Raw genomic sequence first — 11,294 nt, forward strand, 5'->3', positions numbered from 1 at the left:
ACGGGGGAAGCATATGGCCGCGACGAGCACTGCCGACGATCTGCGTCACCTCGCCCGCGCCGCCGAGCTTGCGCGCGAGCGGATGGAAGCCAATCTCGGCGGTCCGTTCGGCGCCGTGATCGTGCGGGACGGCAAGGTTCTGGCCGAGGGCTGGAACGAGGTGACCTCCGCGAACGACCCGACGGCGCATGCCGAGGTCGTCGCAATCCGGCGCGCCTGCACGTCCGTCGGCGACTTTTCGCTCGCCGGTGCGACGCTCTACTCGAGCTGCGAGCCCTGCCCGATGTGCCTCGCTTCGGCCTACTGGGCCCGCATCTCACGCATTGTCTACGGCAATACGCGCGACGATGCGGCAGCGATCGGCTTCGACGACGCCTTCATCTATGACGAGATACCCAAAGATCCGCATGCGCGGGCGCTCGCCATGGAGCACGTGCCGTCGCCCGAGGCCGCCGAGGCTTTCGCCGCGTGGATGCGCAAGGCCGACAAGATCGCGTACTGACCGGGCGCCGGAGCAGGGGAAGAGGGCAGGGGGACATGCAGGCGTTCGCGGTCGACTGGGTCAATCTCGCGTTGAGGTGGTTCCACCTGATCGTCGGCATCGCCTGGATCGGCGCCAGCTTCCATTTCGTGTGGCTCGATTTCAGCCTGCGCGCCCGCGAAAAGATGAACCCCGGCGTTTACGGCACCTCATGGATGGTGCACGGCGGCGGCTTCTACCACGTCGAGAAGTACGTGGTGGCCCCTGCCTCGTTGCCGCCCGACCTGCACTGGTTCAAGTGGGAAGCCTATCTAACCTTCCTGTCGGGCGCCGGGCTCCTCTTCGTCCAGTACTACTGGAACGCGTCCGCGTTCCTCGTCGACCCCGCAATTCTCGACATCACCGGCCCAGAGGCGGTGCTGATCTCGCTCGTATCATTGGCCGCGGGCTGGTTCGCCTACGACGCCATCTGCCGCTCTCCGATCCGCGACAACACCGCACTCCTCGCGGTTGCGGTGTTCGCGCTGATCCTGGTTTTCGCGGTGTTCTTCACCAGCGTCTTCTCCGGCCGGGGAGCCTTCATCCATTGCGGAGCGATGATCGGCACGATCATGGCGGCCAATGTCTTCCGGGTCATCATCCCCAACCAGAAGATCGTCACGGCGGACCTGCTGGCGGGCCGCACCCCGGACGCGCGGTTCGGCAAGATCGGCAAGCAGCGCTCGCTTCACAACAACTACCTGACGCTGCCCGTCCTGCTGTTCATGGTGTCGAACCACTACCCGTTCCTGTACTCGCACCCGCATTCCTGGCTGGTCGTGGCCTTGATCGTGGTCACGGGCGGCTGCATCCGGCATTTCATCAACAGGGTGGATGCCGGCGACGCGCCGGTGAAAGTGGCCTGGGCGCTTCCGGTCGCCGCCGTGGCACTGCTCGGCGCCGTCGTCTGGACCGCGCCGCGCGGCGGCACCGCGACGGCGGCCGTCAGCCAGGCGGAGGCGATGACCATCGTCCAGACGCACTGCGTGATGTGCCACGCGAAGTCGCCGACGCACGAGGGCTTCAAGGGCGGCGAGCCTCCGAAGGGCGTGATGCTGGACACCCCTGAGGGGCTGAAGCGGCATGCGCAGCAGGTGCTGGTCCAGGCCGTGCAAGGCAGGGCCATGCCGCTCGGCAACGAGACTCACATGACCGACGAGGAACGTGCCAAGCTCGGGGCCTTCCTCGCCGCCAGGTAACGCGGCATGAGAGCCGGCATGAGAGCCGGGATGTGAGGCCGAGATGCCGCAAGATCGCCTGTCCCTTGCCACCGCGAACGCCATGCCGGCTGCCGACTTCGCCGCGGCCTTCGGGGATATCGCCGAGCATTCGCCCTGGGTCGCCGAGGCGGCTGCGCGCGCACGGCCCTTCATCTCCCGGGACGCCATGGTCGAGGCCTTCCAGCGGGCCGTCCTGGATGCCGGCGAAGCCGCGCGGCTCAGTCTGCTCGAGGCTCATCCCGACCTCGCCGGAAAGGCCGCGATCGCGGGCAATCTGACTGCGGATTCACGCCGGGAGCAGGCGGGCGCCGGGCTGGACAAGCTCACCCCGGAGGAGTTCACCCGCTTCCACGCGCTGAACTTCGCCTACCGCGTACGATTCGAGATCCCCTTCATCTTCGCCGTGCGGGGGGCAACCAAGCAGCAGATTCTCCAGGCCTTCGAGGCGCGCGCCAGCGGCACCGTGCTGGAAGAACGTCTCACCGCCCTCGCGCAGGTGCTCCGGATCATCCGCTTTCGGCTGGAGGACCGCATCGAAGCTGCTTGAGCCTATGCACAAAGCACAGTGTCTACCGGTACTTCAGATGAGCGTGGTCGGGCGCCATGGTGAAATGCCATTTCCGCACGGGGCCGGCCATGACGTTGAGGTACCAGAGGTCAAAGCCGTGCGGCGCGCCGACAGGGTGGTAGCCCTTCGGCACCAGCACCACGTCGCCGTCATACACCGCCATCGTTTCGTCGAGCGACAGGTCGTCGGTGTAGACACGCTGGAAGACGAAGCCCGTCCCGCGGGCGAGCCGGTGATAGTAGGTCTCCTCGAGATACGTCTCGTTGGGCGGATCGTCGGTGTCGTGCTTGTGCGGGGGATAGCTGGACCAGTTTCCGCCCGGCGTGATGACCTCCACCACGAGGAGGCTCTCCGCATGCGGGCTGTCGTCGGGCAGGATGTTGCGCACGTGCCGCGCATTCGTGCCCGTGCCGCGCGTCTCCTGCCCCACTTCATCGGGAGGGATCAGCCGGGCCGGCTTCCCGCCCTTTGCGGGGGATAGGCATACCGCGAGCTCGACCTCCGTCTGCGCCGTGACCGTCCATGACGACCTGGCCGGCACGTAGACCGACCAGGGCAGCCCCTGGAACGGCGAGGTTCTTTCACCGATCACGCCGAACTCGAGGCCGCCACCGGCGACCGCAGCCTTGCCGCCGACGAGAACCAGGCAGGCCTCGTCTCCGTCAGTGTCTCGCGACAGCGTCTGACCAGGTTTCAGCCGGTACACCTCGAAGCCGACATAGCCCCAGCCGGCCGAAGCCGGCGTCACCGACAGGATGCGCCCATCGGGCTCGGGCGCATGCGGGTGGACGAGGAGGTTGGGCATAGGGATCTCCGGCTAGTTGGCGAGGATGTCAGCGATTGCTGTTCTCAGCCTTCCTGCGGTCTCCGGATCAAGCTTGCCCGCTACCCGGATCACACGCTCACGGGCAATGCAGGCCACCTTGACCGGGCGGATCACCGATGGATGAGAAAGGCCAGCGGCAGCGGGATCGGCAATCAGGATATCGCTGGTCCAGCCCTGATTGGCGGAACTGGTGATCATGGCGATCCAGACGGTCTTACACTTCAGCTTGGAACTTTCGATTTCCGTTCAATCCCCCACGCTCTGCAGCGTGGTGGCTTCCTCGTATTTGCGCCGGGCGGCCAGAACCTCGGCGCGCTGGGAGACCTCGGGGACGGCCACCTCCCACCAGTGGCCGCCGGCATCCGTGCTCGCGAGAGGGTCGGTGTCGATGACGACGACGGACGTGCGGCCGGCCGAGCGGGCGCGGCGCAGGGCAGCCTCGAGGTCGCCGATCCCGTCCACCTTTTCAGCCAGGGCGCCCAGTGAGCGCGCATGCGCGGCGAAGTCGATCTCGGGAAGCACCTCGTGCTCCGCGTGCTGGAGGAGATTGTTGAAGCTCTCACCGCCGGTCGCGCGCTGCAACCGGTTGATGCAGCCGAAGCCGCGGTTGTCGAGCACCACGATGGTGAGCTTCACGCCCATCATCACTGCCGTGGCGATCTCCGAGTTCATCATGAGGTAGGAGCCGTCGCCCACCATCACGGTGACGTCGCGGGACGGATCGGCCATCTTCACGCCGATCCCGCCCGCGATCTCGTAGCCCATGCAGGAGTAGCCGTACTCCAAATGGTAGCCGCCCGGCGCCCCGGCCTGCCAGAGCTTGTGCAACTCGCCGGGCAGTCCACCCGACGCGCCGACGATGACGTCGGTGCGCTCGGCCGTCCGCTGCACGGCCCCGATGACCTGCGCGTCGGAAGGCAGGTCGGCGTTGGTGGAAGCCGTGTAGTGCGCCGCCGTCTTGCGCCAGGCCGACTTTTCTTCGATCGCCAGTGACGTCCACGAGGCCGGCGCCTTCCAGCCGCCGAGCGCGCGGTCCAGCTCTTCCAGCCCGGCGCGGGCATCCGCGACGAGGGGCAGGGCACGATGCTTGGTGGCGTCGAACACCTGCGTGTTCAGCCCGATGATCCGCCGGCCCGGATTGCGGAACAGGGCCCAGGATCCGGTGGTGAAATCCTGCAACCGTGTCCCGACGGCGAGGATGACGTCTGCCTCCTCGGCCAGCCGGTTCGCGGCCGAGGTGCCCGTCACCCCGACCGCACCCATGTTGAGGGCCTCGGCGTCGGCCAGGGTGGACTTGCCGCCCTGCGTTTCGCAGACCGGCAGGCCGTGCGCCTCGCAGAACACCTTGAGCCGCTCCTCGGCCTGCGAAAACAGCACGCCGCCACCGGCGATCACCAGCGGACGCTTGGCCTCCTTCAGCGCGCGGGCAGCCTCAGCCAGCTCGGAATCGTCCGGCCGGATGCGGCGCGGCGCCCAGAGCCGCTCCTCGAAGAAACTTTCGGGAAAATCATAGGCCTCGGCCTGGGTGTCCTGGCACAGGGCGAGCGTCACGGGCCCGCACTCGGCCGGGTCGGTCAGGACGGTCATCGCCCGCTGGAAAGCCGGAATGATCTGCTCGGGCCGCACGATGCGGTCGAAATACCGCGATACCGGCCGGAAGCAGTCATTGACGCTCGCGGTACCGTCGCCAAAGTTCTCGGCCTGCTGCAGCACCGGGTCCGGGCGCCGGGTGGCGAAGATGTCTCCGGGCAGCAGGAGCAGCGGGATGCGGTCGACATGGGCCACCGCTGCAGCGGTCACCATGTTGGTCGCGCCGGGGCCGATGGAGGATGTGCAAGCCATCGCGCGGCGCCGGCGCATGGCCTTGCCGTAGGCGGTGGCCGTCAGCGCCATGGCCTGCTCGTTGTGGGCCCGCCAGGTCGGAAGCTGCTTGCGGACGCCGTACAGTGCCTCTCCCATGGCAGCGACGTTGCCGTGGCCGAAGATGGCCCAGACCCCGGCGAAGTAGGGCACGCTCTTGCCGTCGACCTCGGTCATCTGCGCCGCCATGGCGCGCACCAGCGCCTGGGCCATTGTCAGCCGCACGGTCTTGGGCATGGGTGCATCCTCCGCTGCCGGCGTGCGCCCACCGGCGCCGCCTCGATCTCGTTGTCCCGATCCTAGCCGAACCGGGCCGCTCGTCACGCGTATTGGTAAACGCGCCTAGGCTTCTGCCTTGGCGTTCGTCCAGGCTTCAACCAGCCGGGCGAAGCGCCCGGCCATCTCGGCGGTCGCGGCGGCATCGTCGATCTCGCCGGCCAGCCATGCCCGGGCGGCGGACGCAAAGATCGTGCGGCCCACGGCGAATCCCCTGACCGTGCGGCTTGCGGCGGCGAGGCGGAAGGCGGCGGCAAGGTCGTCCTCCGGCGCGTCGAGGCCGAGCAGCACCACGCCGCGGCACCATGGATCGTTGCGCTCGATGACGGCATCGATCGCCTCCCACGCGGCTGCCGAGGGCTGCCCCTCCAGCTTCCACCAGTCCGGCCGGATGCCGAGGTCGTAGAGCCGCTGCATCACGCGCGCGGAGGTGTCGTCCTTCACCGGTCCGTGCTTGGAGGCGATGATCTCGACGAGAAGCTCACGGCCGACGGTGCGTGCGGCGTCGAAGACGCGGAGGAGTTCGCGCTCCTGCAGGGTCCGGAGCTCCGGCGGATCGTCGGGATGGTAGAAGCACAGCACCTTGACGCAGTGGCCGACCGGCCATTCCGCGAGGTGAGCACCCAGCGAATCCATGTGGTCGAAATCGAGCGGCCGCGAGCCGGGCTTCTCGATCGGCCGTCCGATCCAGAAATCGTGGTCGGCGGCGCGAAACAGCGCCTCGCGGCCGTAGGTTCCGTCGATCAGCATGCCGAAGCCCGGCCGCCCGCCTGCGACGCGTGCCGCCGCATCGACCGCCAGCCGCTTGAAGTGCGGGATGCGTTCGCGCTGCGCGCCGACCTGGTCGGCCATCTCCTCGAACTGGGCGCGATGGTCGACCGCCAGAGCCGCGAGGGTCGGCGCCAGCGGCCGGCGCGTCGTCGCCCAGTGCACGTGGTTGAGGTCGGCGTCCTTGCGCAGCGCGCGATGCGGCGAGCCCTTGGCCAGGAACTGCGAGAGTTCGGCCCAGGTGGGGCTCTCCGGCGAGCACAGCAGGCGCGAGACCGCGAAGGCGCCGCAGGCGTTGGCGTAGGCGCAACTCGTCTCCCAGGGCTCATCCCTGAGGTAGCCGCGCAGCAGGCCGGACATGAAGGCGTCCCCGGCCCCCAGCACATTGTAGACCTCGACCGGGAAGCCCGGCCCGCGGATCCCTTTTTCGATGTCGTCCGGAATGGCGCCGGGAAAGACGACGCAGCCCATCGGACCGCGCTTGCACACGATGGTTGCGGGGCTGAGCGCCCGGATCCTGCGGATCGTCTCCAGCGTGTCCTCAGACCCGCCGGCAATGTGGAGTTCTTCCTCGGTGCCGACGATCAGGTCGCAATCCGGGAGGATCTCCTGCAGATGGGCGGTGACCGCGTCGGACTTCAGGTAGCGCTCCTCCCCGGCGCCATGACCGGCCAGTCCCCAGAGGTTCGGGCGGTAATCCACGTCGAAGACGACCTTGCGTCCGTGCCGGCGTGCGATGTCCATCGCCTTCTTCTGCGCCCTGGCGGAGTTCTCGCGCGAGAAATGCGTCCCGGTGACGACGACGGCTTTCGCCGAGGCGACATAGGCCTCGTCGACGTCGCTCTCGTCGAGCGCGGAGTCGGCGCAATCGGTTCGATAGAAGATCAGCGGGAACTGCTTCTCGTCACGCACGCCCAGCACGACGAGCGCCGTGAGGCGCTGCGGATCGGTGTGCACGCCGGTGACATCGACCCCTTCGCGGACGAGCTGCTCACGGATGAAGCGGCCCATGTGCTCGTCGCCGACGCGCGTCACGAGCCCGGACTTCAGCCCCAGCCGGGCCGTGCCGATGGCGATGTTGGCCGGGCAGCCGCCGACCGCCTTGACCAGCGTCTGCATGTCCTCCAGCCGGCCGCCGATCTGCTGGCCATAGAGGTCGACTGAAGAGCGCCCGATCGTGATGACGTCCAGCACCGGTTCGGTCATGGTCAGGCCTGCCTTCCAGCCACCGTAGCTGCCGGTTGAAGTCCGGCGGCCTGGGCGTGAGTTCCATTCGCCCCGCCGGGGCGCGAAGCTGCCTTGTCCACGGCAGAGCAGCCCGCGTCAATGAAACGGAAAATCCATTAGCGCGTCAATTCGGAACATGTATTCTCCGGCCGGCAGATGGCACTGCCGCTTGCCTCCCTCCCGCTCCAGCGCGACAAGGGCGTGAGCACGGCGGGAAAAGCCGCCAGGCCGGACGTGCCATCCCGCGAAGCGGGGGCGAGGGAGGACAGCATGATTCGTATCGGGCTGCTGGGCGCAGGGCGCATCGGCAAGATCCACGGCGCCAACGCCGCGGCACACCCCCAGGCAAAGCTCGTCGCGGTTGCCGACGCCGTGCCCGAGGCGGCACAGGCCATCGCCGGGGAGCATGGCGCCAGGACGGCCAGCATCGACGCCATCGTCGCTGACAAGGACATCGACGCTCTGCTCGTCTGCACGCCGACCGACATGCACTCCGATCTCATCGAGGCCGGTGCAAAGGCTGGAAAAGCGGTGTTCTGCGAAAAGCCGGTCGACCTCTCGTCCGACCGCATCCGCTCCTGCCTGGATGTGGTGAAGAAGGCCGGCACGCCGTTGATGATCGGCTTCAACCGCCGCTTCGACCCCAATTTCGCCGGGCTCAAGAAGCGCCTCCTGGCCGGAGAAGCCGGAAACGTCGAGCTCGTCACCATCATCTCCCGCGATCCCGGCCCGCCCCCGGTCGAGTACATCAAACGCTCCGGCGGCCTCTTCCGCGACATGATGATCCACGACCTCGACCTCGCGCGCTTCCTGCTCGACGAGGAACCGGTGGAGGTGCACGCGGTCGGCTCGTCGCTGGTCGATCCCGGGATCAAGGCGGCCGGCGACGTTGACACTGCGGCGGTGCTGCTGAAGACGGCGTCGGGCAAGATCTGCCAGATCTCGAACTCGCGCCGCGCCACCTATGGCTACGACCAGCGCATCGAGGTGCATGGCTCCAAGGGCATGCTGCGGGCCGGCAACATCCACAATACGACGGTCGAGCTCGCCAACGGCTCCGGCTTCACTGCGGATCCGATCCAGAACTTCTTCCTGGAGCGCTACGAAGCCGCCTACAGGCTTGAGCTGGACGCCTTCGTTTCCGCGATCACGTCCGGTAAGGCGCCAACGCCCTCCGGCGAGGATGGCCTGCGCGCCCAGATCCTGGCCGATGCTGCGACGCAGTCGTCCCAGACGGGACAGACCGTGAAGGTCTGACGTCCGGTTTGCGGCGCGAGTGATGTCGCTCGCGCCGCTGCCCTGATCAGTACGTCTTCACGCCACGAACGAGCGTGTAGTACGAGTAGAGCGATGTCGTGCCGCAGATGAACAGGCGGTTGCGGCGCTTGTCGCCGAAGCAGACGTTCGCCACGACCTCGGGAACCTTCACCTTGCCGATCAGCGTGCCGTCAGGCTCGTAGACGTGGACGCCGTCGGCCGCCGACGTCCAGATGCGGCCGTCCTCGTCGACGCGGAAACCGTCGAAAAGGCCGTTCTCGCAGACGGCGAATACCTCGCCACCCCGAAGCGTCTTGCCATCCACCACGTTGAAAACGCGGATATGCCGCGGGCCGTCCTCGACATGGGTGGCGCCGGTATCGGCGATGTAGAGCTTCGACTCGTCGGGCGAGAAGGCAAGGCCGTTTGGCCGCACGAAGTCGTCGGCGACGATGCTGATCTCGCCGCTGGAGGGATCGATGCGGTAGACGTTGCAGGCGCCGATCTCGCTCTCGGCCCGTTCGCCCTCATAGTCCCAGTCGATGCCGTAGGCGGGGTCGGTGAACCAGATCGAGTTGTCGGTCTTCACCACCACGTCGTTGGGCGAGTTGAAGCGCTTGCCCTGGAACCGGTCGGCCAGGATCGTGATCGAGCCGTCATGCTCGGTGCGCGAGACGCGCCGGCCGAGATGCTCGCAGCTGATCAGGCGGCCCTGGCGATCGACGGTGTGCCCGTTGGTGTTGTTGGAGGGCTGGCGCCATACCGAGGTCACGCCGCTCGTCTCGTCCCAGCGCATGATGCGGTTGTTGGGAATGTCCGACCACAACAGATACCGGCCGGAGCCGAACCAGGCCGGTCCTTCCGCCCAGCGGCACCCCGTATAGAGCCGCTCCAGCTTCGCCACGCCGTTGATCAGCGGTTTGAACCGCTTGTCGCGCACCTCGAAAGGCGTCTCGAGGATGTCGTCATACGGATGGCCCATCGCGTCTCTCCCTGAATCGTCCGGCGCTCTGCGGGCCGGTGTCCCTGCGGGTCGGCAACACTGTGACGATCACGCCCCCGCAGGGCAAGTGCACTGGCGGCGGCCCGGGCATGCCGGTTCGCCGGGATGGCCGAAGGGTGCTCTCGACGCCGGGCGGCGCAGTGTCTATGGGATCGCACGAATAAGCGCGAACTCCAGGGGAGACGCTTGCATGTTGGTTCGCCGGGAATTTCTCGCCCTTGCGGGCGCCGGTCTGGCCGTGATGTCCGCAGGTCGCGTCGCTCTCGGCCCGACCCCGGCCGCGGCTGCGCGGACGGACGCGATCATCGGCATCAGGCTCGAGCCGCCGCACCTCGACCCGACCGCCGGCGCTGCCGCGGCCATCGGCGAGATTGTCTATGCGAATGTCATGGAGGGGCTGACCCGCATCGGGCCGGACGGCTCGGTGAGGCCCGGCCTCGCGGAAACCTGGGAGATCGCGCCGGACGGCAAGTCGATCCTGTTCAAGCTGCGGTCCGGCGTGACCTGGCACGACGGTTCGCCGTTCACGGCCGAGGACGTGAAGTTCAGCCTCGACAGAGCCCGAGCCGCTGACAGCGTGAACCCGCAGAAGGGCCTGTTCGAGCCCATCGCGAGTGTCGAGGTGGTTGACCCGCACAGCGTTCGCCTCAACCTCTCGCGTCCGACGGGCACGCTGCTGAGCTTCCTTGGCTGGCCTGCGGCGGTCATCGTCTCGCCTCGCTCCGCGGAGGGCAACAAGGCCAACCCGGTGGGCACCGGACCCTTCCGCTTCTCCGGCTGGACGAAGGGCGCGAGCATCGATCTCGTCCGCAATCCGTCCTACTGGGGCACGCCCGCCAGGCTGGACAAGGTGACGTTCCGCATCATCGGCGATGCGTCCGCAACCTATGCGGCGCTGCTCGCCGGCGACGTAGATGCCGTCCCCATTTATCCCGCCCCGGAAAACCTCGACCAGTTCCGTGCAGATCCTCGCTTCGTCGTGGTCGACGGCCAGACCGAGGGCAAGACCATCCTGGCGCTGAACAACGGCCGCAAGCCGTTCGACGACGTCCGCGTCCGCCGGGCCATCGCTCACGCCATCGACCGGAAGGCGATCATCGACGGCGCCATGTACGGGACGGCTCAGCCCATCGGATCGCACTTTTCGCCGCTCGACCCCGGGTATGTCGACCTCACCGGGCAATATCCGCACGATCCCGAGAAGGCGAAGGCGCTGCTGAAGGAGGCGGGTGTCGCTGAAGGGCTGACGCTGCGGCTCGTCCTCCCGCCGGTGGACTATGCGAGGCGAAGCGGCGAGATCATCGCCTCGCAACTGAAGGCCGTCGGCATCACCGCCGAGATCGTGCCGGTGGAATGGGCGCAGTGGCTGTCGGACGTCTTCAAGGCCAAGAACTACGATATGACGATCGTATCGCACGTAGAGCCGCTCGACCTCGATATCTATGCGCGGGACGACTACTACTTCAATTACAGCAACCCGGCCTACAAGGCGCTGATTCAGGAGATCGGCAGCACCGTGGACGACGCCAAAAGGCGCGAACTCTACGGGAAGGCCCAGCGGATCCTCGCCGATGACAGCGTCAACGTGTTCCTCTTCCTGCTGCCCAAGAGCGGGGTGTGGAGCGCCAAGCTGAAGGGGCTGTGGGAGAACGCGCCGATCCCGGTGACCGACGTGACTGGCGCCTACTGGGCCGACTGAGGCGGGGAGCGGCAACGGCCGCCCTTTGCGTCCGGCGCACGGGCACGCTACGCATCCCCGATTGTCCCGC

At 67.4% G+C, this 11,294-nt stretch carries 10 protein-coding genes; 5 read left to right on the forward strand and 5 right to left on the reverse strand.

The window, feature by feature from the left end; translation table 11 throughout:
* The first annotated feature begins 13 nt into the window (after positions 1-13).
* Genes AC5JCN_RS24825 through uraD form a run of 3 tightly spaced genes read left to right on the forward strand, consistent with a single transcriptional unit; the run spans position 14 to position 2,287 of the window.
* Positions 14-502 carry a nucleoside deaminase gene (locus AC5JCN_RS24825; RefSeq protein ID WP_495757823.1) on the forward strand — a complete coding sequence of 163 codons (489 nt, stop codon included), beginning with the start codon at positions 14-16 and terminating at the stop codon, positions 500-502.
* A 35-nt stretch (positions 503-537) separates the two neighbouring features.
* Positions 538-1,719: a urate hydroxylase PuuD gene (locus AC5JCN_RS24830; protein ID WP_495757824.1), complete on the forward strand. Its 1,182-nt coding sequence runs from the start codon at positions 538-540 to the stop codon at positions 1,717-1,719.
* A 43-nt stretch (positions 1,720-1,762) separates the two neighbouring features.
* Positions 1,763-2,287: a 2-oxo-4-hydroxy-4-carboxy-5-ureidoimidazoline decarboxylase gene (gene uraD, locus AC5JCN_RS24835; RefSeq protein ID WP_495757825.1), complete on the forward strand. Its 525-nt coding sequence runs from the start codon at positions 1,763-1,765 to the stop codon at positions 2,285-2,287.
* A gap of 22 nt (positions 2,288-2,309) precedes the next feature.
* On the opposite strand, the gene iolB is transcribed toward uraD, so the two are convergent.
* The 4 genes from iolB to AC5JCN_RS24855 form a co-directional block, all read right to left on the reverse strand.
* Positions 2,310-3,113 (reverse strand): 5-deoxy-glucuronate isomerase, encoded by an 804-nt coding sequence (gene iolB, locus AC5JCN_RS24840; RefSeq protein WP_495757826.1) that lies wholly within the window; start codon positions 3,111-3,113, stop codon positions 2,310-2,312.
* A 12-nt stretch (positions 3,114-3,125) separates the two neighbouring features.
* The gene (locus AC5JCN_RS24845) at positions 3,126-3,374 is read right to left on the reverse strand and encodes a type II toxin-antitoxin system PemK/MazF family toxin (RefSeq protein WP_495757943.1); all 249 of its coding nucleotides are present in this window, start codon (positions 3,372-3,374) and stop codon (positions 3,126-3,128) included.
* Positions 3,375-3,380: 6 nt separating this feature from the next.
* The gene (gene iolD, locus AC5JCN_RS24850; RefSeq protein WP_495757827.1) at positions 3,381-5,231 is read right to left on the reverse strand and encodes a 3D-(3,5/4)-trihydroxycyclohexane-1,2-dione acylhydrolase (decyclizing); all 1,851 of its coding nucleotides are present in this window, start codon (positions 5,229-5,231) and stop codon (positions 3,381-3,383) included.
* Between the two features lie 105 nt (positions 5,232-5,336).
* On the reverse strand, positions 5,337-7,244 hold the full coding sequence (locus AC5JCN_RS24855) for a bifunctional 5-dehydro-2-deoxygluconokinase/5-dehydro-2-deoxyphosphogluconate aldolase (RefSeq protein WP_495757828.1): 1,908 nt from the start codon (positions 7,242-7,244) through the stop codon (positions 5,337-5,339).
* A 291-nt stretch (positions 7,245-7,535) separates the two neighbouring features.
* Between AC5JCN_RS24855 and iolG the strand changes: the two genes are divergently transcribed.
* Positions 7,536-8,522, forward strand: a complete 987-nt coding sequence (gene iolG / locus AC5JCN_RS24860) for an inositol 2-dehydrogenase (RefSeq protein WP_495757829.1) — start codon at positions 7,536-7,538, stop codon at positions 8,520-8,522.
* A 46-nt stretch (positions 8,523-8,568) separates the two neighbouring features.
* Here the strand turns inward: iolG and AC5JCN_RS24865 are convergent, their stop codons facing one another.
* Entirely contained in the window at positions 8,569-9,504 is a 936-nt protein-coding gene (locus AC5JCN_RS24865) for an SMP-30/gluconolactonase/LRE family protein (protein ID WP_495757830.1), read from the reverse strand.
* 211 nt (positions 9,505-9,715) lie between these two features.
* On the opposite strand from AC5JCN_RS24865, the gene AC5JCN_RS24870 reads away from it, so the two are divergent.
* Positions 9,716-11,224 carry an ABC transporter substrate-binding protein gene (locus AC5JCN_RS24870; RefSeq protein ID WP_495757831.1) on the forward strand — a complete coding sequence of 503 codons (1,509 nt, stop codon included), beginning with the start codon at positions 9,716-9,718 and terminating at the stop codon, positions 11,222-11,224.
* Positions 11,225-11,294: the final 70 nt, after the last annotated feature.

Source organism: Alsobacter sp. (genome assembly GCF_059501845.1).